General features: G+C 32.4%; 23 protein-coding genes. 1 reads left to right on the forward strand and 22 read right to left on the reverse strand.

The genetic code is table 11. The annotated features are described in order from the left end of the window. Positions 1–58: 58 nt before the first annotated feature. From LQ611_RS00490 to LQ611_RS00580, 19 genes are all read right to left on the reverse strand, one after another. A complete protein-coding gene (locus tag LQ611_RS00490) occupies positions 59–1,435 on the reverse strand; it encodes a HAMP domain-containing sensor histidine kinase (RefSeq protein ID WP_025905221.1) in 1,377 nt (458 codons plus the stop codon). Beyond that, positions 1,432–2,106, reverse strand: coding sequence for a response regulator transcription factor (locus LQ611_RS00495; protein WP_037590505.1), 675 nt, complete (start codon positions 2,104–2,106; stop codon positions 1,432–1,434). Before LQ611_RS00495 ends, LQ611_RS00490 begins: the two co-directional genes overlap by 4 nt. Positions 2,107–2,749: 643 nt before the next feature. Then, positions 2,750–3,358, reverse strand: coding sequence for a phosphatase PAP2 family protein (locus LQ611_RS00500; RefSeq protein ID WP_037590506.1), 609 nt, complete (start codon positions 3,356–3,358; stop codon positions 2,750–2,752). Positions 3,359–3,371: 13 nt separating this feature from the next. Continuing rightward, positions 3,372–4,439, reverse strand: coding sequence for an undecaprenyldiphospho-muramoylpentapeptide beta-N-acetylglucosaminyltransferase (locus LQ611_RS00505; RefSeq protein ID WP_107618153.1), 1,068 nt, complete (start codon positions 4,437–4,439; stop codon positions 3,372–3,374). A 2-nt stretch (positions 4,440–4,441) separates the two neighbouring features. Continuing rightward, on the reverse strand, positions 4,442–4,906 hold the full coding sequence (locus tag LQ611_RS00510) for a GNAT family N-acetyltransferase (RefSeq protein ID WP_374229755.1): 465 nt from the start codon (positions 4,904–4,906) through the stop codon (positions 4,442–4,444). Between the two features lie 66 nt (positions 4,907–4,972). Next, entirely contained in the window at positions 4,973–6,400 is a 1,428-nt protein-coding gene (locus LQ611_RS00515) for a S41 family peptidase (RefSeq protein WP_239709271.1), read from the reverse strand. 484 nt (positions 6,401–6,884) lie between these two features. Further along, positions 6,885–7,106: a YozE family protein gene (locus LQ611_RS00520; RefSeq protein ID WP_025906287.1), complete on the reverse strand. Its 222-nt coding sequence runs from the start codon at positions 7,104–7,106 to the stop codon at positions 6,885–6,887. Then, the gene (locus tag LQ611_RS00525) at positions 7,107–7,610 is read right to left on the reverse strand and encodes a PTS sugar transporter subunit IIA (RefSeq protein ID WP_025906286.1); all 504 of its coding nucleotides are present in this window, start codon (positions 7,608–7,610) and stop codon (positions 7,107–7,109) included. Positions 7,611–7,624: 14 nt separating this feature from the next. Continuing rightward, positions 7,625–8,053, reverse strand: a complete 429-nt coding sequence (msrB, locus tag LQ611_RS00530) for a peptide-methionine (R)-S-oxide reductase MsrB (protein WP_025906285.1) — start codon at positions 8,051–8,053, stop codon at positions 7,625–7,627. Between the two features lies 1 nt (position 8,054). Beyond that, positions 8,055–8,573, reverse strand: coding sequence for a peptide-methionine (S)-S-oxide reductase MsrA (gene msrA / locus LQ611_RS00535; RefSeq protein WP_037560246.1), 519 nt, complete (start codon positions 8,571–8,573; stop codon positions 8,055–8,057). A 27-nt stretch (positions 8,574–8,600) separates the two neighbouring features. Next, a complete protein-coding gene (locus LQ611_RS00540) occupies positions 8,601–9,167 on the reverse strand; it encodes a DUF2140 family protein (RefSeq protein WP_107565645.1) in 567 nt (188 codons plus the stop codon). Further along, on the reverse strand, positions 9,157–9,999 hold the full coding sequence (locus tag LQ611_RS00545) for a DegV family protein (protein ID WP_107565644.1): 843 nt from the start codon (positions 9,997–9,999) through the stop codon (positions 9,157–9,159). Before LQ611_RS00545 ends, LQ611_RS00540 begins: the two co-directional genes overlap by 11 nt. Next, on the reverse strand, positions 9,986–10,735 hold the full coding sequence (locus LQ611_RS00550; RefSeq protein WP_107565643.1) for a lysophospholipid acyltransferase family protein: 750 nt from the start codon (positions 10,733–10,735) through the stop codon (positions 9,986–9,988). The genes LQ611_RS00545 and LQ611_RS00550 overlap by 14 nt, the downstream gene beginning before the upstream one ends. A gap of 1 nt (position 10,736) precedes the next feature. Further along, positions 10,737–11,213, reverse strand: coding sequence for a dihydrofolate reductase (locus tag LQ611_RS00555; protein WP_037590516.1), 477 nt, complete (start codon positions 11,211–11,213; stop codon positions 10,737–10,739). A 15-nt stretch (positions 11,214–11,228) separates the two neighbouring features. After that, the gene (locus LQ611_RS00560; RefSeq protein WP_025906279.1) at positions 11,229–12,182 is read right to left on the reverse strand and encodes a thymidylate synthase; all 954 of its coding nucleotides are present in this window, start codon (positions 12,180–12,182) and stop codon (positions 11,229–11,231) included. 299 nt (positions 12,183–12,481) lie between these two features. Continuing rightward, positions 12,482–13,282, reverse strand: coding sequence for a class I SAM-dependent methyltransferase (locus LQ611_RS00565; protein ID WP_239709272.1), 801 nt, complete (start codon positions 13,280–13,282; stop codon positions 12,482–12,484). After that, positions 13,266–13,703 carry a BrxA/BrxB family bacilliredoxin gene (locus LQ611_RS00570; RefSeq protein WP_025906276.1) on the reverse strand — a complete coding sequence of 146 codons (438 nt, stop codon included), beginning with the start codon at positions 13,701–13,703 and terminating at the stop codon, positions 13,266–13,268. Before LQ611_RS00570 ends, LQ611_RS00565 begins: the two co-directional genes overlap by 17 nt. Positions 13,704–13,706: 3 nt before the next feature. After that, the gene (locus LQ611_RS00575; RefSeq protein WP_107565641.1) at positions 13,707–14,831 is read right to left on the reverse strand and encodes a virulence factor; all 1,125 of its coding nucleotides are present in this window, start codon (positions 14,829–14,831) and stop codon (positions 13,707–13,709) included. A 10-nt stretch (positions 14,832–14,841) separates the two neighbouring features. Beyond that, on the reverse strand, positions 14,842–15,036 hold the full coding sequence (locus LQ611_RS00580) for a zinc-finger domain-containing protein (RefSeq protein WP_049318859.1): 195 nt from the start codon (positions 15,034–15,036) through the stop codon (positions 14,842–14,844). 151 nt (positions 15,037–15,187) lie between these two features. Between LQ611_RS00580 and LQ611_RS00585 the strand changes: the two genes are divergently transcribed. Next, on the forward strand, positions 15,188–15,877 hold the full coding sequence (locus LQ611_RS00585; RefSeq protein ID WP_103361151.1) for a queuosine precursor transporter: 690 nt from the start codon (positions 15,188–15,190) through the stop codon (positions 15,875–15,877). A 61-nt stretch (positions 15,878–15,938) separates the two neighbouring features. On the opposite strand, the gene LQ611_RS00590 is transcribed toward LQ611_RS00585, so the two are convergent. The 3 genes from LQ611_RS00590 to LQ611_RS00605 form a co-directional block, all read right to left on the reverse strand. Further along, positions 15,939–17,537 carry a poly(glycerol-phosphate) alpha-glucosyltransferase gene (locus LQ611_RS00590; RefSeq protein ID WP_239709273.1) on the reverse strand — a complete coding sequence of 533 codons (1,599 nt, stop codon included), beginning with the start codon at positions 17,535–17,537 and terminating at the stop codon, positions 15,939–15,941. Positions 17,538–17,699: 162 nt separating this feature from the next. Next, positions 17,700–20,204: a YPDG domain-containing protein gene (locus LQ611_RS14185; protein ID WP_158259022.1), complete on the reverse strand. Its 2,505-nt coding sequence runs from the start codon at positions 20,202–20,204 to the stop codon at positions 17,700–17,702. Next, the gene (locus tag LQ611_RS00605; RefSeq protein ID WP_107572878.1) at positions 20,192–21,337 is read right to left on the reverse strand and encodes a pectate lyase-like adhesive domain-containing protein; all 1,146 of its coding nucleotides are present in this window, start codon (positions 21,335–21,337) and stop codon (positions 20,192–20,194) included. Before LQ611_RS00605 ends, LQ611_RS14185 begins: the two co-directional genes overlap by 13 nt. Between the last annotated feature and the right edge of the window lie 244 nt (positions 21,338–21,581).

Genomic DNA, 21,581 nt, shown 5'->3' on the forward strand with positions numbered 1-21,581 from the left:
CATTTCCATTTTAGCACTTAACAGTATTGAGTTAAAGGCTAATTTGACAATATTGAACTTATTTGTTTATAAAAGATTCTTTGAATACAACTGATATTTTTGTGTACTCATTCACAACACTTTCAACTTTCACAATTCCATCATAAGAATTGACTAATTTCTTAGCAATTGAAAGGCCGAGTCCATTGCCGCCTTCTTTTCTAGAACGTGATTTATCAACTCTATAAAAGCGGTCAAATATGAATTCTAAGTCCTTTTGAGGTATGCCCACACCATGGTCAATAATATCAATTGTAATATTTCTGTTTTTTAAATTCGTCACAATTTCAATATTTTTATTTTTCTTATCATATTTCATAGCGTTATCAATAAAGATTAATAACATTTGTTCAAAATGAAATCGATTGATATTCATTCTAATTGCGTTGTAATTTGATTCGAAATTGAATGTATAATCTGGATGTAATTTCTTTAATGATTTAATTCTAGAATTTATTTCATAGTTGATATCGACAATATCAATCTCATCACCTGTACTCGATCTAGCATCTTTTGATAATAAAAGAAGTTCTTCGACGAGTTTCGTAATACGTGTCATTTCTTCAATCGAAATATCTAAAGATTCTTCTAATACTTCTGGATTGTTTTTACCCCATCTTTGAATGAGGTTTAAGTGCCCTTGTATAATTTGCAGCGGCGTTCTCAATTCATGTGAAGCATCTTCGACGAATTGTTTCTGTTGATCAAAAGAACTTTCCAATTGTTCCATCATTCTATTAAAGGTTTGGATCATATCGTCTGTTTCTTCATAGTTTGTGGGTACTTCAAGTTTTTCTTGGAAACCGTCTCTACGAATTTGTTTCATTTTATCGGATAATATCGTAATAGGTTTAGTGATTTGTGATGAAAATACATAACTGATTAATGCAATTAAGAACAATGCCGTTAATCCAAATACAGTTGCTAATATAATCATAAATTTAATAATGGCATCATAATTTGCTAGCGGATGGACGACAGCTTCATAACCACTGAAATAACTTGTATTTACAGGTGTATAAACGACAATATATGATTTATTATCTTGTTTCGTTTCATAAATTTTAAGTTGATTCACTCGTTCAAATTTAGGCGTATAATCTAAATCATTATTATGCGTTTCTTCAAAAATAGGTTTGCCAAATCTATCATATAGCACAAGCTTTTGATTATCAGTTATTGTCGCATTAATATCAGTTGAAGTAATTTGACCAAGTGTCTTCGTCTTCAATAAATTAATTGTGTCATACGTACTTCTAGTTGCTGTGCTTGTTTCTTGGTCTTTCAAATATAAACTAATGAAATAAATGATAAACATACTGAATAAAGCAAATATAATAAACGTAATCGTCGTGGTGAGCATCATCCATTTAGTCTTTAATGATTGTTGTTTCATGATCTAATCACGTATCCCACTCCTCTAACAGTTTCGATAATATTCTCTTTCTTGAATGGTTTAAGTTTGTTACGTAAATAACGAATATATACGTCCACAACATTTGTCTCAACTTCTGACTCATAACCCCATACATGATTTAAAATCTGCTCTCTTTGTAAGACGAAATTTTGATTTTCAGCTAGTAATAATAATAATTCATATTCAGTCTTCGTTAAATCAACAGATTCACCATGGATAGATACAGAAAAAGCATTTTTATCAATTGTTAAATCATTAACAGTAATTGTATGACTTACTGGTTCAACTGTTACATTTCTTCTAATAATAACGCGAATTCTCGCTAATAATTCTTCAATATCAAATGGTTTAACAATATAGTCATCTGCGCCATAATCAAGACCAATAACTTTATCATATGTATCGCCCTTAGCCGTTATCATAATAATCGGCGTATCTTTCTCGCGACGAACTCGTCTACATACTTCAAGACCATTCATTTTTGGTAACATGAGATCTAATAATATACAATTGTAATCTTCTGCTAAAGCTTGGTTTAATCCACTCTCACCATCATTACATATTTCCACTTCATAGTCCTCATGCTTAAGTTCTAATTCTATAAATCTCGCTAAATTTTGTTCATCTTCTATGATGAGTATCTTTTTCATAGTGCCACCTCGTAATAAAATTATAAAAGTTTTCAATTTTTAATTGACAATGATTCTCAGTTAGTTATAATAGTAATTGAAAATGATTATCAATGAAAGAGTTCCCCCTCTAGTAAAAGATAACATTTTCGAGTTTAACATGTTCATTATATATGAGCATTACTATTTTATCATTTAAAATAGTAAAAATTTTAAATAACTAATTGACATTCATTATCAATTGGTTATAATAGTAATTGAAAATGATTATCAATCAAATAAAAGAGTTCCCCCTCTAAGTATAGATTGAACATTTTCTATAACCCCCTTTTATGCCCATAAAAGTAAAATAGCCGCAGTGATTCTGTCCAAATCACTGTGGCTGTTTTTTTTGTTTGGATTTATTGAGGATATAAGCGTTATGAGCAGTTCTGGCGAGAACTGTAAATAACTGTATCAGTATTAGCATCTTTGGCGAGAACTGCAAATAACGAGTGTTTTATGAACACTTCTAGCCAAACTTGTTCATAGCGAGTGCCTTATAAACACTTCTGACCAAACTTGTTCGTAACGGGTGCCTTGTGAACACTTCTAGCCAAACTTGTTTATAACGGCAGCTAAATCCAAAAAAAAGAATGGAACAGCTCATCTGTTCCATACTCATCTATAATTTCTTTCGTAACATACTTTGTGTTAGCATAATGCAAATAACGCCGCCGATTATACCAGCGATAATATCAGTTGGATAATGTACGCCTAAATACACGCGTGATGATGATATCATTGCGATACAAATGACACATAAGCCCATCAAATACGGTCGTATAGATTTGTTCGCTACTCTAAATATAATGAATATAAGTGATCCGAAAAATGCGGTGGATCCCATTGCATGTCCACTCGGAAAACTAAATCCAGAAATATCTATCAGTCTAAGTAAAGTTGGTCTTTCTCTGTCGAATATATTTTTAAGAAGTGGATTTAATGTACCTGATAAAATCATCGTAACTGCAAAAAATAATGTTTCAATGTTATATTTTTTAAGTTTTAAGTAACAAATCACAATGAGTGATAAGGCAATCATTGCCCAAACTTCTCCTAGTTTTGTGAAACCAAGCATTATAGAAGTCGTTATAAAGCTTTCAGTTGAATATATAAAGTTATAAACTTCATTATCAATCCATTTACCGAGTCTTGATTCATGGAAAAATGCAATGACTCCAAATATCAAACTAAATATTAGTATGAGTAAAGTACGGTTTGCTTGGCTCATTCGATTGCCCCCTTTACTTTATGTCTGATTCGATTTTGTTGAATAGTGTTTCTTTAGTATAACTTTCTTTGAAATGTGACATTTTGTCAATAATAGCTTCTCGTTCGTTTTCTAATTTATCCAGTTGATTGATCAGATTAGCTTGGTCCACATCTTTTTCTTGTAATACTTTAGCATATCCATTTTTCTCGAAAATTTTAGCGTTATCAATTTGGTCTCCTCTTGATTGATCTAAACCAAGTGGGATTAATAACATTGGTAACTTCAATGTCGCAAATTCGTATATAGCATTAGCGCCTGCTCTACTAATAACAGTGTTCGTAATCGCATAGAAGTGCATTAATTCATTTGAAACAAATTCATATTGGACATAATTGTCGTTTTTAATATTATGATCTATGTGACCTTTACCAGTTAAATGAATAATTTGATATTTCTTTGTTAAAAAGTCTAGATTATCTCGAATCGCTTTATTTAATGCTTTAGAACCTAAACTACCACCCATTACGAGTAATACAGGTAATTGATCATTAAAGCCCGTTAATTGATAACCTTCTTCTTTAGAGCCATCTCTTAAATCTTCTCTAATAATCGCACCAATATAATCTGATTTTTCTTTAGGTACATATTTTAAAGTTTCTTCAAAAGTTGTATACATTTTATTAGCAAATTTCATTGATAATTTGTTTGCTAAACCAGGTGTAACATCTGATTCATGCACAATTGAAGGAATTTTTAATGATTTGGCAGCGATAATAACTGGAACACTGACGAAACCACCTTTAGAAAAGACTAAATCTGGTTTTTCTTTTTTTAATACTTTTCTAGCGTCTAATATACCTTTTAAAACTTTAAAGACGTCTTTTAAATTCTCAAAAGATAAATATCGACGTAACTTCCCGCTTGATATCGGAATATATTTCGTATCTTTGGCAGAGTCAGTAATCATTTCTTTCTCAATACCATTTTTAGATCCAATATATATTGTTTCTATATCACGCTTTTGTGCTTCAGGAATGAGTGCTAAATTTACTGCAACATGTCCTATCGTACCGCCACCGGTAAATGCTATCTTCTTCATGTTTATTTCTCCTCGTTCTCTATCAATTTATAATATGCATAAAATGGTGCGTTCTTATCAAATGGAAATTCATCTGTTTCATATTCACCCATTTTAATAAAATCAAATTTTTCAAACAGTCTTTGTGCACGTTTATTAAGTGAAAATGTATCCGTTATGATAATAGGCGTTCCTGCTTCAGTAGCAATATCAATAGCAAATTGCATCATCTTCATTGCGACACCTTTATATTCAGGATTTGTAGCCATTCTATGAATGACATATGCGTCGTCAGTATTAGCTGGCCAGTCAAATTGTTTATACCATTCAGCTTGTACTTGATTGACACATATATAGCCTGCAATATCATTGTTTTCTTCATATAGATATAAGTCTCCGTTATCTATATCTTCGTAGAAATGCTTCTCTAATGGATAACGATGATCCCATTGAGGGTTCTGATCGTGCTCCATAATAGATTTAGCCATTTCTGTTAGTTGATTAATATGTTGAATATCTGATCTTGTTGCTTTTCTCAAACTAGTTTCCCCCATTTACTTATGCATATATTGAATTGCTTCATCAAGTTGTTTATCTTCACTACGGATTTTCTTGCGTAAAAGTTCAATAAATTTCTTAGTTGTATCATCTGTGAAAATACCATTTGCTGTTAAATCATGATCACTTTGGAATGATTTAACTTGTGATGTCAGATGGGCATCAAATTGGTCATTTTCACTGTTAATATTATACCCTAAAGCGTTCAAACCAATCTTAATTGATTTAATTTCTTTAGATTGATCGTCTTCTTGGTAAGTCTTACTTGGATCGATTATTTCTATTTCTTCATATTTAGGTGCTTTAATGGTTTTATCTGGTTGAATCCCTTTTTTATGAATATAAGATTTGTTAGGTGTTAACCATCTCATGTTTGTATATTTCAAAATGCTAGAATCGCTAAATTCTTTATGAACTTGTCCGATTCCTTTACCAAAAGTCGTTGTACCTAGGACATCTGCAATTTTATAATCTTGTAAAGCACCTGCGAATATTTCTGCAGCACTTGCAGATCCTTTATTAACCAGTACAGTATAATCCATATCATCTATGCCAGACATTTTGTCGTTTTCAGTTTCAACTGCTTGTGGTTTATCACCTTTCGTTTCTAAATATATAACAGGTTTGTTTTTATCAACAAACAAGTTAACACTCGTCACAACTTCATCTAATAGACCACCTGGATTGTTTCTTAAATCTAAAACGACATGTTTCACTTTGTCTTTTTTCGCTTGTTTCAATGCAGATTGTAATTCTTTCGTTGTTTTATTTTGGAACTTAGAAATTGCAATGACGCCAGTGTCTTTCTTTTTCGTATAATCGACACTTGTAAGATGAATTTTGTCACGCTTAATCTTCACATCGAAAGGTTCTTTACCTTCTCGTTTAATTGTTAACGTAACAGTAGTACCCTTTTTACCTCTTACTTTTTTAACAATTTCATTTAAAGATTTATTTTTAATCGATTCATTGTCAACTTTCGTAATGACGTCTAAAGATTTTACGCCAGCTTTTTCAGCAGGAGAATCTTTCATAGGACTCGTAATTCTAACGTAGCCATCGTGCATTTCCATCTCTGCACCAATTCCAACAAAATCACCAGAAATTTCTTCGTTATAGCTTGTTGTATCTTTAGCGGATATGTATTCACTGTAAGGATCATCTAAAGATTTGATCATACCATCAATAGCGCCTTGTGTTAATTTGTCGTCATCAACATCTTTGTAATAGTCATTATTAATTTGTTTATAAGCCTCTTCAATTTTGTTAAGTTCTTTTTGTTGATCATTGCCAAAGTATAAACCGAATTTATACGAAGCAAACGTCACAACAGCCGTTAATAAGACCGTAACAAATAATAGAATGAATAACTTATATAAAGGAAGCGTTATTTGCCGACTTTGTTTCTTTTTAAAAGGTTTCATTTACTCACAACTTTCTTGTCAAATATAATTTATTTTAACAGTTAAATCATATAAATAAAAACACTTTGGTGTGGGAAACAGCAAAGTGAACGAATTAATAAGGAAAAATGTTCATATCGTGAGTATAACGGGTGCTGTTAGGGACAAAATTCCGAGAAGTGTCCGTAAGAGGCGTTGTTAGGGACAGAATCCTGAGAAATGTCAGTAAGAGGTGTTGTTAGGGACAGAATCCTGAGAAATGTCAGTAAGAGGTGTTGTTAGGGACAGAATTCTGAGAAATGTCCATAAGAGATGTTGTTAGGGACAGAATTCCGAGAAATGTCCGTAAGTGAGAGCCTTTCTAATTACCAGAATTCGGAATAATGGAAGTTACAGCGTTCTAACTACCACAATTCTGAATTGTGATAATTAGCACCCCATCATCCAAATCTACAATCGAAAAAACACCTCATTTCCACTTGAAAATGAGGTGTTTTATTTTACCTTAGAATTTCAACCACTCTTCGTATGATTCGAATAAATCATCGAAGACGCTCATTGGTTGTGTGAACATGGCTTCTGTTTCTAAGTAATCTGAAAGTGTGTGGTAATCGTTTGTGAATTTAGGAAATGATAAGTCTTGGAAGATTAAATCTGCCAACTTACCTACTTCGCTTTTTTCACTTCGCTTTGTTAGTGCGTATTGATAGAAAGAATATTGTTTCATTTATTTCATTTTCACATCAATAGCCTTAGTTTCACCTTTAACTAGACTTTCTAATTTTTCGATATTAATTTCTTCAGCGTCATCTGTGTTTGTAATAATAACAGGACTGATTACTGATTTTACTTTTGATTCGATTGTTTCAATGTCGAATTTTAATAACTCATCGCCTTGTTTAACTGTATCACCAGTATTAACAAGTGCTTCAAAGCCTTCTCCACCTAATTGAACAGTTTCTAAACCTACGTGTACCAATACTTCTAATCCGTTAGCTGCTTTAATACCTACAGCGTGATTTGAAGGTTTGAATACATTCACAACTTCTCCATCAAATGGTGCTACTACTACACCTTCTGTTGGTTTAATGCCGAATCCTTCACCCATCATCTTTTGAGCAAATACTGGATCTGGAATATCTTCAATTGCTACATATTCACCTGAAATTGGTGCAAATACTTCAACATTTGTATCTTTTGATTTGTTACCGCCAAATAATTTTTTAAACATTACAATCGACTCCTCTAATTTTTAAAATGATTTACTAATTCTCCATACCCTAAATCTTCTAATTTATCATATGGAATAAATTGTACAGCAGCTGAATTAATACAATATCTTAAGCCACCAGATTCTTTAGGACCGTCATTAAAGACATGACCTAAATGACTATCTGAATCTTCAGAGCGTACTTCAGTTCTGATCATACCATGTGTTTTATCAACAAGTTCGATAATTTCTTCATCATCTAACGCTTTTGAAAAACTTGGCCAACCACAATCAGATTCAAATTTTTCTTCTGAAGTGAATAATGGCTTACCAGATAATTTATCTACATAAATACCTTTTTCAAAGTGATTCCAATATTCATTTTGAAAAGGTGGTTCTGTACCATTTTGTTGTGTTACGAGATATTCCATTTCATTTAATTCATCTTTACTTTTTTTAAGCATTTTAACGCCCCCAATACTTTTCTATAAATGCTTTACGTCCAGAACCTTGTTGATACCCTTGATAATGTGCAGGATTCTTCAAGTAATAATCTTGATGGTATTCTTCCGCAGGGTAAAAGTTCTTGTACGGTTTAACTGGCGTAATGACTGGTTTATCAAAAATATTTTGTTCATTTAATTGATTGATTTTGTTATGTGCTATTTCTTCTTGTTCTTTGTCGTGATAGAAAATAACAGGTTCATAACTTTCGCCTCTATCAAAGAACTGACCTTTGTTATCTGTTGGATCAAAAGTCTTAAAGTATATATCTAAAATAGCTTCAAAGTCTGTTTCATCTTCATTGTATTCAATTTGAACTGCTTCAACATGACCAGTTTGATTTGTACAAACTTCCTCATAAGTTGGATTTTCAACATGACCACCACTATATCCGGAAGTCACTTCAATAATACCAGGGAATTCATTGAAAGGTTTAACTAAACACCAAAAACATCCCCCAGCTAACGTTGCATATGCCATAGTTGTACCTCCTTTAATGATGTTAAGTTACTTTAACTTAATATCAAAGTACCATTTTTTGTCTAAAATATCTAATGTTTGAATTTGTATAGACTCAACATTATCAATATCCAACTGATCTAAAGATAAATTGAATGATTCATCTTTAGGATTTACATGAATATATGGTGGAAGTTCACTATATTTTTTGATTTGAGATAAAATAAATGGATTTGAAATATTTAATTTACCAATATCTATCGATTGAATTTTGAAATAGATTGTATCGTTATTTAATTTTTTAGGTTTCGTTTGAAGTGTAATATCAATATCTTTACCTAAAATTTTAGTACGCGTATCAAATGACAATGATTTCTTAGTGATGCGTGATTGAATATCATAATCTTTCATAGAAGCATTCATTAACGATTCTAATTGTGCATTATCAAAAGAAATGGTGAAATCTTTCTTAGTTTGTTCTGTGTTTATGGTTGGATGGTTTGTATCGTCTGAAATTTGAGACCATACATAAGCTAGAGCACCAAGTATTAGAATAATTAATATAATAAAAGCGTAAAACCAAGCTCTATGATTCATCCAATGTTTATTTTCCATAGAAGAACACGCCAATAGCACCTTCACCAGTATGTGTTGAAACGACTGGTGTCGTCACTGCAGTATCAAACAAGTGGAAATTTTTCTTTTCTTTAATTGTATTCATCAATTTCGTCATCAATTGTTCTGCATTCGCATCTGCAATACCAATTTTAATAAGTTCTTTATTCTCTAAGAAGACATCTAATTCTTTCATTAAATATTTAACAATTGCATTTTGTGTTCTTGCGTTATGCATCATTTCGATTTTTCCGTTAATCAATTCGCCAATTGGTTTAATATTCATCAATGAACCGAGTAAGCCTTTCGCTTTACCGATTCTACCACCTTTAATTAAGTTGTCGATATTACCAATGACCACAAATAGTCTTAAATTATTTTTAATCACTTCAATTTCTTCGACGATTTCTTCAACAGTTTTACCAGCGTTAATCATCTTCACGACTTCTTCAATTTGGAATCCATATGCTAATGAAATGAATTGACTATCCACAACAGTAACTTTACTTTCTGTCATTTGTGCTGCCTGTTGAGCTGCACTAAATGTACCTGATAACTCAGAAGTCATGTGAATACTAATAATTTCAGAACCATCTGCTCCTAATGAGTCATATGTTTCAACAATTTTACCAATTGGTGGCTGACTTGTTTTAGGTAGTTCTTTAGCATCTTTCATTTTTTCTAGAAATTCAGTTGAGCTAATATCCTCTTGGTCTACGTACGTAACACCATCGATTAGTATATTTAGGGGTACGACAGTAATGTTATTTTCTTCTAAAAAGTCTGCTGATAAATCTGTCGTCGAATCAACAACTATTTTAATTTTTGACATAATGATTCTCCTTTAATGATTGAACAGTATTACTAATTTTTCCTTGTACAAATTGACTTACTTCTTGCATGGTCTTATCTTCAAAAATAGAAGGCTCAATTGGGTCTAGAATGTGTACATAAACATCACCAGGGACCATTTTTTTAGAATCTTGAGCTTCCATGATTTTAGATGTCCCATAAATCGCAATAGGTACAATTTTAACTTTAGCTGATTTAGCTAATTTAAAAGAACCTGCTTTAAATTCTTGCATTTCTCCGCCTTTACTTCTACTACCTTCAGGAAAAATTAATAAAGAATGTTGTTCTTTTAATTTGTTAATACCATCTTTTATCATTTGTAAACTTGCGCGTCTATTTGAACGATCTAAATATATACAATTCATTTCTTCCATCCATGGACTTAAAAACGGAATTTTTTGAACTTCTGTCTTTGAAATAAATCCAAATGGTTGTGGTAAATGAGTAATTAATACAGGAATATCAAAATTACCTTCATGATTTGAAATGTATAATACAGGCTCATCAAATGGTTCTGTATTGCCAGACAAGTGTGTTGTAACACCAGCTGAATCTAGAATGCGTGAAGCCCATCTTTTTGCATATAAAAAGATCATTTCATCTTGTTTGCGGACATCATTAATCAATGACTTCTTATGTTTAACTTTGTTTAATTGTGAAGACACAAGTGCTGCATAACCTATAATATAACCGATTGTTTTCGTCGTTCTTAACATACTATTTTTTCCTTTCCAAATGCATATAAGTGTGTGGTAAAGTGTTTTTTTCATCGAGTTCGCCAGATTCAGATGAAAGAACCGTCCAATCTTTGAAGTCGTATGGAGGGAAAAAGGCATCACCTTGAAACTTATCTTCTATTACTGTTACATACATATCGTCAACGCGGTCCATCATTTGTTCATAAAGTCCTTGACCACCAAAGATAAAGATATGTCCATCAAGTTGATCGATTTCATCTAAAGAATGAATCACATCGACACCTTCGTGTTCAAAAGATGGATTTGTCGTTAATACAACATTACGTCTATTCGGTAATGGCTTACCTAAAGAATCAAATGTTTTTCTTCCCATCACGATCGTATTTCCAGTCGTCAATGCTTTAACTCTTTTTAAGTCATTTGGTAAATGCCATGGCATTTTGTTGTCTAAGCCAATTACGCGATTTTGATCATGACAAACTATAATTGATTTCATTTAAATTACTCCTTTTTAAACTGCAATAGGTGCTTTAATACTTGGATGTGATTCATAACCGTCAATTTCTAAATCTTCGTATTCAATATCAAACAATGATTTATCTGTGTTGATATTAAGTTTAGGTGCATCGTAAGAATCTCTTGAAAGTTGTTCATTTATTGCGTCTATATGGTTTTTATAAATATGCGCGTCACCAAACGTATGGACAAACTCGCCTACTTCTAAACCACATTCTTTCGCAATTAAATGAGTTAATAAGCTATAACTCGCAATATTAAAAGGTACACCTAAGAAAATATCTGCACTTCGTTGATATAATTGACAGCTTAATTTTCCGTCTTTCACATAAAATTGGAATAATGTATGACATGGTGGTAATGCCATCGTATCTATTTCAGTTGGGTTCCAAGCAGAAATAATATGGCGTCTTGAATTAGGATTTTGTTTAATGTTTTCAATTAAAGTCTTAAGTTGGTCAAATCGTTTACCATCTTGATCTTTCCAATCTCTCCATTGTTTACCATAAACATTGCCTAAGTCACCGTATTTTATCATAAAATCATCATCATTCAGAATCTTATCTTTGAATATCGCAAGTTGCGCTTTATATTGTTCATTAAATTCATCATCTACTAAAGAACGGCGACCAAAGTCCGTCATATCAGGACCATCATAGTCATTACTTTCAACCCATTTCTTGAAAGCCCACTCGTTCCAAATGTTATTCTTATATTGTAATAAATATCTTATATTTGTATCGCCTTTAATAAACCATAAAAGCTCAGTTGCAATTAATTTAAAAGAAACCTTTTTAGTTGTTAATAACGGAAAACCTTCAGATAAATCAAATCTCATTTGGTGACCAAATATAGAAATCGTACCCGTACCCGTTCTATCGTCCTTATTCTCGCCTTCTTCTAATACCCTTTTACATAAATCGTGATACGCTTTATCAAAGTTATTCATTTGAGCACCTCTTTTTCATATTCTCCTGTTACTATATTAACGAAAATAACGGTAATTTACTACTGATATAATATAGAAAATTTCACGATTATTAGGTATAATGGATATAAATTAATAAAGTGCTAACAAAACGAAGGAGGCTATTTCAATGAATGAAATTTTTGCTACTTTAGGGTTCTTCTTATTATTATGCTATATGATTAGTATGTGCATTACAGAATAGTATCAATAAGGGGTAATATACAAAAACTGGGACAATCTTTTGTCCCAGTTTTTGTATTTTTAAATGATTACGTCCATCACTCAAATTTATAACCTCGATTTATTCTCAGTCCATAATGTGTTTTAGTGCTTTTCCTTATACATTGTATTGTATTAAACTTTTTGAAAATCTCGCTTTTATAATGTGCTTTTACGATTAAATATTTGAACCCCGATAGACTTTTGATTTCTGAAGGTATTTCAATATTTCGTGAAAGTTCCCCCATTCTATCGTCTTCATCAAGTGTTTGTTCAAACATATGATCTAAATATAAGATATCTACCAATTCTGAATGTTGTTCGACCCAATTGTGATAATCATCATTTATATAATGGATTCGTCTTAATTCGTCTTCCGTTAAATAGCGTTTCATGCCTTCAGAAATGACATAATGGATAAGTGGATTTTGTTCTATTGCATATATATTTGCTTGCTGATAATGCTTTAATATTAAATACGTATCTCGTCCAAATCCCATTGTGCCATCTATGAAATTAAATGTTGTAAAGTCTGATGTTATTTCATCTAACATTTCAATTAGTACTGGCATCTTATGTTGTTTCATTATATGCAATTTAACTTTGACAGTATCTAAGTGAAAATATATCGGTGTATCTGGTGTGAAATAGAGTTTAGGTCCACTACTTTCAAATACAATTAATGGTGTCGTTTCTCGTTGAAATAATTGATTAATCGTTAATTTTCTTCGTTTAATGATTTGAACATTCTGAATGGATGCTAATTTAGATAACACAGAAAATGCATCCTCTACTTGTTTGTAGAGAGATGCATTTGTCTTAACGGCAGTTGTGATACGAATATTAGTCACAGTATTCATCAAAAGCGTCTTTAATATCCAAACAGATTTCTTGGATATCTCTTCCTTCAATATGTTCACGTGGCATAAAGTACTTAAGCTCGTTACCTTTAAATAATGCCATTGATGGGCTTGATGGTACTTGTGCGATATATTCTCTCATTGTTTCAGTTGCTTCTTTATCTTGTCCAGCAAATACTGTAGCGATTCTAGAAGGTTTTTTATCATTTTGTTGAGCTACTGTAACAGCTGCAGGACGTGCTAAACCAGCTGCACATCCACATACAGAGTTTACAACGATAAATGTTGTTTCATTCGGTTGTGCGTTCTCCATATATTCTTTAACTGATTCTGCTGATTCTAAACTTTCAAAGCCTTGTCCAGTTAATTCACTTCTCATTGGTTGAGCGAGTTCTTTCATGTATTGTTCATATGCATTCATATTTTATCCCTCTTTCTTTCTATTAGCCATTTGTTTCCAAACAGAACCTAATGCTTCTTCACCATTTTCGATTCTTTCAATTGCCATTTGTACTTGCAATTTAACATCGAACGCTGGATCGTCTTGTCTTTTCTTCAATGCTTCTAAAGCAGTTTCATCACCTTCATCAAATATAAACATAGCTGCACGCCATCTTACAATTTTCTGAGGGTCTTCTAATGCTTCTATCATTACTGGTAATGCTTCTTTAAATCCTAAATCACTTAAACAGTCACCAGCTGTTCTTCTAACAGAAACAACTTTATCTTTCATACCTTTGTATAAATAAGGTAATGTTTCTTTTGATTCAATCATACCTAATAGTACGATTGCCATTCTGCGTACTTGAGGCTTTTCATCATTTAACGCGACATCTAATAATGGATAATCGTCTTCTGTTGGTGTTGGAAAGTCATTTAACATTCTTAATTTTACTTTCCAATCCTCTTCTTGTTCAAACGTTTCTTTATCAACATGTACAAATTGCTTTTCAGGAATGGTAATGTCACTTGTTAAAGCTTCTTCAACTAAAGCCTCTAATTTCTCTTTAGGGTACAAAGCTAATATTTCTTCTTGAACGGTTGCTAATACTTCCTCTACTTCGCCGTAACGTACACCTAAATCTTCCCATTTTCTTAAAAAGACAACATTATCTGAGTCTTTTGTCGCTTTTAGCATACTATCAATATAAATTTCAGGAAGTTGTTTTCGTTTTTCTTCTTCTTGAGTTGTTAATTTAATTTGATAAGGTATACCTTTAAATTTTAAGACTTCAGCTTTTACTTCACCGAAATGTTCGTTTACTTTTTTTTCAGCAAAGTCCCCTTCTTGATCTGAACCAGAGATGGCTGCTGTAACGTCTTTAAGTAAAGTATCCCAGTTTTCTTTTGGACGCTTATCTACAGCGATAAAGTCCATAACATGGAATACAGATTTAATACCATCTAATTGAAGAATACGGTTAATGAATTCTGGATTATGATCATTCACTTCAGTATAAGTATTTGAAGACCTATCTTCTTTCTTAAATGATAAAACGATTTTCATCGTATTTGGGCTTGGTGTCGGTTCAACTCTAACAATTTCCATAATATCCTCCTTATTGCAACTTGTTACCTAATTGTTTAATGCGTATACCGATAGAACATTCCGATATACAATACTGATGTGCTTGGTGTTTACCTTTAGTTTCCCTATAATGTGTCTTTAATAAACACCCTTTACAGTATGTTTCCATCAATTGATCTATTTGTTTAATTGCTTGTTTCTCTTCTTGAGCTAAAATGAGTGTCACTCCCTTACTAGACCGTTATTATAACATTCATCATACAAATTGTTTACGATAAAGCTTATTGATTTTTATAACTTTGAGCCGTATAATAGATAAGTTCGATTATCGCGGTTTCTAAACACCCGCTATATCAAAATTTAGGAGGAACAAAGTTATGTATAATGAATTAATAGGTATTGGAACTTTCTTCGTTACGTTTATATTGATGCTCGTTCTATACCGATTTTTTGGGAAAACTGGCCTGTTCGTTTGGGTTGCTATAGGTACTATTATAGCAAATATACAGGTTATTAAAACAGTAGAACTCTTTTCAGTTAGTGCAACACTTGGAAATGTTATGTTCGCATCAATATATCTTGCAACAGATATATTAAACGATATCTATGGTAGAAAACAAGCACGAAAAGCAGTTTGGCTTGGATTTTCTTCAGTAATCGTCATGGTTATATTATTACAGTGCTCATTAGCGTTTATTCCTGCACAGGAAGATATCTCTCAAGAAGCGCTAGAAACAATCTTTAATATTGTACCAAGAATTGCACTTGGATCCATCATTGCATATATCATTGGTCAACATTTAGATGTATTACTATTTACATTAATTAAGAAGAAATTCTCTTCAGATAGAACATTCTATATAAGAGCTTACGGAAGTACAGTTGTCAGTTCAATAGTCGATACAGCGATCTTTGTATTGATTGCGTTCTATGGTAACTTACCGAACAATGTTGTATTTGAAATATTCTTTACGACATACTTCTTAAAACTCATCACAACTTTATCTAACGTACCGTTTGGTTACATTGCTAAATCAATGTACAGAAATGGTAAAATTAGCGAATAATTTCATACAAATCCAATAAAAATCCTACCTACTCCATTTCAATGGAAAAGGTAGGATTTTCTTATTGATGGAATACCTTCAAATACTCTACATAACTTGTTAAATAATGTTCGATATCATCTATCTCTACACGATAACCTTCATGTTTAATATAGAATGCCTCTAATATGCGCTCTGGATTTTGGAAATACATTGCAACTTCAGGATAAAAATAACCTGTTCTCATATAATCTGCTCTTCTATGAATCGTATCAACCAATAAATCAACGTCAATATATTGTTTAATCAACTCAGATTGGTCATGTTGTTTCGCACTTTCTACTATATTATATGTAGCCATTAACATGCCTAGTAATAATGGATCTGTAGATTGACGATTTTGTACATTCTTCAAATGTTCTCCTAAATTTTGAAAAGCAAATTGATAATATTTTTCTTCTGGTTCTATTTGAATCAATACTTCTGTACTATAACTTAACCAGTAGTCATGGTGTTTCCAATATGATTTTTGAATAAATTTTTCATAAAGTAATTTGGCAGTATTCAACCATTCTTCATTTTGATCCAGTTGATATAATTTTAATAACGCTAAAGCTGCTTGACCTTCATAATAAATGACTCTAAATGAATCTTTAACTGATAAATCTGGATAATTCAACACATGAGTTGTTTCTCCGTTCTCATCAATCATATTTAATAAGCCTTTCGCAACATTTTGAGCTACTTTTAAATACTTCTTATTAGAGCGACCGTATTGTATATAACCACATACAGCTAGTATAAATGCAGCGTTCTGACCTAATTTAATCTCATTAATATAGTGTGTGTCATCAAATACATAAGTTGCACCGTCATGTTTATATAAATAATGATTGATAATGTAATCTATCGGTTTCTTAGCTATACTTACATTCTTCTTCAAATAAGATAATGATTTAATAAATGCATATGTTGTCGAACTATGACATAAATTGTTATAAGTATTGATATTGATATCAAAGTGTGGAAAATAGCCATAATGATACTTACCATTATCTTGTATAAGATTCATCAAATAATCTGTATTCGTATGAATCATACGATTAATTTCAACTGGAAGATTATCTATTGGTCTTAACCCTTTCTTGTAACCTTCTTGTTCTATATTTATAACCTGTTCTTCTTCAATAAAGAAACTCTTTGTATAGAATCTCTGAACTACTTTGCCATCATAATCTTTGTGTAAATACAAATTATAATTCTTCTTATACTTTCTTAAATAATGATTGATATTTTTCTCAGAAAGTATGAATATCCCTTTCTCGTTTGTAGGTCTAATAAAAGCATTGCTGTTTATTTCTTCTGGTAAAAATGCTAGATGCCAATTGGAATCTAATGCAAAACCATACTCAACATGATTTCTAGTTGTATGAACTAAGTTTTCTTTTAAATCTTCAAATGGGATGTCTTCAACAGATGTTACAATATCAATTTTAATCCATTTAGCCGCTTTACCACTCTTCTTATGATATGTTTCGATAAATTTAATCATTTGATTACTGTTCGATAATTTAAAGCTTTTAACAACGGCTTTAACTTTAGGATGGCCTATACTTATAAATAACCTTTCACAATCAGAATGGTCATTTATAATTTGTTTAATTTGCTGTTTAGCATTCACGTTCTTTCATTCCTTTCAATTTCAATATATGTATATAAATCTTTTTTAATCTGAATTCAAATATGTATAGACAAAAATGAAAATAATCATTTTATTTTAAATAAAATTAAAAATGAAGAGTCTGGAACATTAATGTTCCAGACTCTTATTACTCATTATATTTTATTGTTCTTCTTCTTCTTTTTTACGACGACCGAATAAGAATAATGAGCCAAGTCCTGCGAATAAGCTTCCGAATAAAGTAGCATTTTCAGCAGGTGTTTCACCAGTGTCTGGTAATACTTTTGCTTGTTCTTTGCTATCTTTATTCATCATGTTATCTTTAGAACTTTCCATACCATTAGTGCTTTGTTGTTGTTCAGTTTGTGCCATATGTCCAGCATGATCAGCAGCTTTGCTATCCATACCATTCATATTGCTAGAACCAGCATCTGTGTTATCAGAAGCTTTTTCAACTACAACACCAACAGTTACAGTTTGTTTAGAACCATCAGGGTAAGTAACAGTTACTGGAATATCAACTTTAGTACCAGGTGTTACATTCTTAGGTGGAACAACTGTAATGTCACCAGTGTTAGGATCTACAGTTACAGTCCATCCAATTGGAACTTTGTCTGAAGGTACTTCAAACTTCGTACCAGGTGGTAACTCTTTATCACCAGTTTGTGGGATATGAGTTGATGTACCAGGTTTAACTGGAGTTGGACCTTGATCTTTAGAACCATATCCAGGTGTATTGTCATCAGCTTGAGTCTTACCAGCTGGTTTGTCAGCAGGTTTTTCGACTACAACTTTAACAGGAACGATTTCAGTAGAACCGTCTGGGTAAGTAATTTCAACCGGAAAATCATAAGTATGATTAGTTTTCGCATCAGCCGAAGGTGTAATAGTTATATTACCCTTATCATCAAATGAAAATGTCCAACCATCCGGAATAATAACATTTTTTGGAATTTTGAATGTCGTATTATCTGGTAATGGTTTGTTTTCAGGTGTAGTAAGCGGAATATTAACAGCTATACCAGGTTTCGTTTCTTTTGGATTAAAATCATAATTTGGATTATACTCATGAGCATCTTTCTTAACTACTTTAACTTTGGCAGTAGCAGTATCTTTAGAACCATCCGGGTAAGTAATTTCAACCGGAATATCAACTGTATCACCTTTTTGAGCATCAACCGGAGGTGTAGCAGTTACTTTACCATCGTTATCAACTGAAATTTTCCATCCAGTCGGAAGTGTAGCATCTTTCGGAATTTTGAATGTCGTGTTAGTTGGTAATGGTTTATTTTCAGGTGTAGTAATAGGTAATTCAGTAGCAGTACCTGGACTTGTTTCTTTATATTCTTCTCCGTAATTCGGATCATTTGCTTTGGCATCCGTGTTACCAATCAATAAGAAACGTTGGTTACTACCGAGATCAAGATCTTTAATTGATAAACCGTTATTACTTTCAAGCGTTGATTTTCCTTCGTTTACAGTAGTAGAACCTGATTTTGTGTGTTTACCAGCTACAACTGATGAGAAATTTGAGATGTTTTCCCAAATATGCGAAACATTACTATCAATATCTGAATCGTACATACCTTTTCCACTAAACTGGCGAGCATCCCAAGTTCTTACCTCATGATTACCAGACCATTTAAGCACATTGTCTTTAGTAAGATCTCCATATATAAGTGTCACATTACCAGTAGGTTGGAAGTATGTTCCTGCGTCACCACCTGAAACAATGCCAGTACGTTGCAAGTTGAAGTATTTCACTGTACCTTCAATGAAGATACCTCTTTCACCATTTCCGCCACCAACATTACCAAATCCAATTAATTCAGAATGATAATCTGGATTATCTGATTTAATATCAAAAGTTGAATTCTCTTTAAGAATTACTGCTGATTTTGTTGCACCAGATACAGGTAAAGTCATAACAGGGTTGTTACCACCTTTTTTACCTTTATCATCAATCTGATGGTTTCTAGCATCAACTTTAAATACAGCATTTTCATGTACATTAAATGTAGAGTTAGAGTTCAAACCAATAAGGTTATTTTTTCTAGCATCTCCATTTAGTTTATTTTCAGATACAGCATTGAACACGGCATCTCTTTCTATATTGACAACTGAACCACCGTGCATGTTTATAATGTTACCATTACCTTTTTGCTTGATATTGATAGTAGTTCTTTGTCCGGTATTTAACATACCATATTCTCCGTCACTACCTAATCCTTGGCCAACACCATAACTAAAAATATCTTGTCCAGTTAAATTAATCGTACTATCGTTACCTAAAACAATACGGACCCCATCTCCTTCAGTTGAGAAGATTGTATGTGCATTATATTCATCAAATGGATTTTCTGATGAAGTATTTAAAGTAACTGTTGAATGATGACCAAATGAAAGGTTACCGTTGATGTATTTTCTTGCATTAGTTGGGTTATTGTTACTTCCGTAAACTTTAAAGATTTTACCTTTAGTACTCATATCCATGTTGATAGTACTATTTTCAGATGATCTAATAACATTTGCACCGATAGTAATGTTTTTGTCTTTACCACTTTCACCATTGTTATGACTTGTGAATGATTCTAGTAAGTTAACTTCTAATTTATCGTCATTAATTAATGTTCCACCAGTATGTGTAATGTTTCTTAAATTAAGCACATGATCGTGTGAACCATTTTTGAACTCGAAAATACCATTGTTTTCCCGCCAGCTGCATTGTTTGTTCTACTAGCTGTTCTGATTTCACCATTATTAAATGTGAAATTCCAAGCTGGTTGGTTATTACCATTTGCAGGTACTTCAATGAAGTTATCTTTAGCATCGAATACGTGACCATTTAAGTTAACAGTTATCGCTCTTGGATTGTTACTTAATGTAATGTGATTATATTTTGCACCTGCTGGTCCTCTTGTAGAAGCAGGCATTGAGATATCTTGAGTGAAATTGATTGTTCCAACATTTTTGTCTTCAAGTGCTCTAAAGTACTCAACCCAGTTACTTACATTACGTGTTTGAAGCTCTGCTGCTCTAAACACACTTCCATAACTTTCACCTGATCTTGGTGCTTGTCTTGAAGGTTGTTCTAATGTTGTTGCTTCGACTTTGTCTTTGTTTTGATCATTAACAATGTCTTCAAGTGATTTAGATGACACGCTGCTTGTATCTACATCAGAAATTGTATTTGTAACTGTTGCTTCTACTGTCGGTGTATCTACTGCAGGTGTTTCTTCAACACTTGCTGGTTGTACTGCATCTACAGTATTAACTGCTGGTTCTGCAGTTTCTGTTGCTGCTTCAGTAGTAGTTTCTTCTTTAGCTACTTCTGTTGATTCAGCTTTTGGTTGTTCTGCTTTTTCAGCAGTTTCAACTTTAGCAGCTTCTGGTGCTACTGTATCAACTTTTGTTGCTTCTTCTGTTGATGCTTCTTCTGTAGTTGATTTATCTTCTGTAGTTGATTCTTCGTTAGTTGTTGTATCTTGTGTTGTTTCATCAACTGCAGGTGCTTCGGTAGTTGCTTCTTCTTGTGGTTGTTCTGCTGGTGTTTCCGCTGTACCGATTTCTTTAGTTTCTTCTACATTTGATGATTCTTCGATTGCAGATGCTTCTTCAACTGGATCTGTTGATTTGCCTTCTGCTTTTTCTTCTTGTGCATGTTTTTGAATTACATTTTCAGATGCAAATGCATCGTGAGTTGGTAAGCCTAAGAATATAAGCGTACCGATTAGTATCGAACACGTTCCTACCGTGTACTTACGGATACTAAACTTCTGTAATTTCCGTTGCTTATCCATTAGCAAGCCCCTTTACTATAAAATTTCATAAAAGGCAACTTTACTTATGGCTGAGTTTCCCCCGTTACTATTTTGTCTCTATCTCATTAGTAATGTGTTCAGTATATATTCTATTAATGAATCTCAGATATATGAGTGAAGTGCACACTATTAATATGTGAATGGTCGTGCGAAACTAACTCTCCTTCCGTTAAGATTATCCACACATAAGATATGAACAAAATTATATTTCGTTCTGAATTAG

The sequence above is a fragment of the Mammaliicoccus sp. L-M44 genome (assembly GCF_022386355.1).
Lineage (GTDB): Bacteria > Bacillota > Bacilli > Staphylococcales > Staphylococcaceae > Mammaliicoccus > Mammaliicoccus sciuri_A.

Coding starts and splice junctions, on each gene's coding strand:
- LQ611_RS00495 (WP_037590505.1), bottom strand. CDS start 2,106: ATGAAAAAGATACTCATCATAGAAGATGAACAAAATTTAGCGAGATTT.
- msrB (WP_025906285.1), bottom strand. CDS start 8,053: ATGCTTAAAAAAAGTAAAGATGAATTAAATGAAATGGAATATCTCGTA.
- LQ611_RS00605 (WP_107572878.1), bottom strand. CDS start 21,337: ATGGATAAGCAACGGAAATTACAGAAGTTTAGTATCCGTAAGTACACG.
- LQ611_RS00520 (WP_025906287.1), bottom strand. CDS start 7,106: ATGAAACAATATTCTTTCTATCAATACGCACTAACAAAGCGAAGTGAA.
- LQ611_RS00525 (WP_025906286.1), bottom strand. CDS start 7,610: ATGTTTAAAAAATTATTTGGCGGTAACAAATCAAAAGATACAAATGTT.
- LQ611_RS00510 (WP_374229755.1), bottom strand. CDS start 4,906: ATGGCTAAATCTATTATGGAGCACGATCAGAACCCTCAATGGGATCAT.
- LQ611_RS00565 (WP_239709272.1), bottom strand. CDS start 13,282: ATGAATACTGTGACTAATATTCGTATCACAACTGCCGTTAAGACAAAT.
- LQ611_RS00575 (WP_107565641.1), bottom strand. CDS start 14,831: ATGGAAATTGTTAGAGTTGAACCGACACCAAGCCCAAATACGATGAAA.
- LQ611_RS00560 (WP_025906279.1), bottom strand. CDS start 12,182: ATGAATAACTTTGATAAAGCGTATCACGATTTATGTAAAAGGGTATTA.
- LQ611_RS00550 (WP_107565643.1), bottom strand. CDS start 10,735: ATGTTAAGAACGACGAAAACAATCGGTTATATTATAGGTTATGCAGCA.
- LQ611_RS00545 (WP_107565644.1), bottom strand. CDS start 9,999: ATGTCAAAAATTAAAATAGTTGTTGATTCGACGACAGATTTATCAGCA.
- LQ611_RS00540 (WP_107565645.1), bottom strand. CDS start 9,167: ATGGAAAATAAACATTGGATGAATCATAGAGCTTGGTTTTACGCTTTT.
- LQ611_RS00490 (WP_025905221.1), bottom strand. CDS start 1,435: ATGAAACAACAATCATTAAAGACTAAATGGATGATGCTCACCACGACG.
- LQ611_RS00555 (WP_037590516.1), bottom strand. CDS start 11,213: ATGAAATCAATTATAGTTTGTCATGATCAAAATCGCGTAATTGGCTTA.
- LQ611_RS00585 (WP_103361151.1), top strand. CDS start 15,188: ATGTATAATGAATTAATAGGTATTGGAACTTTCTTCGTTACGTTTATA.
- LQ611_RS00570 (WP_025906276.1), bottom strand. CDS start 13,703: ATGAATGCATATGAACAATACATGAAAGAACTCGCTCAACCAATGAGA.
- msrA (WP_037560246.1), bottom strand. CDS start 8,573: ATGGCATATGCAACGTTAGCTGGGGGATGTTTTTGGTGTTTAGTTAAA.
- LQ611_RS00500 (WP_037590506.1), bottom strand. CDS start 3,358: ATGAGCCAAGCAAACCGTACTTTACTCATACTAATATTTAGTTTGATA.
- LQ611_RS00515 (WP_239709271.1), bottom strand. CDS start 6,400: ATGAAACCTTTTAAAAAGAAACAAAGTCGGCAAATAACGCTTCCTTTA.
- LQ611_RS00505 (WP_107618153.1), bottom strand. CDS start 4,439: ATGAAGAAGATAGCATTTACCGGTGGCGGTACGATAGGACATGTTGCA.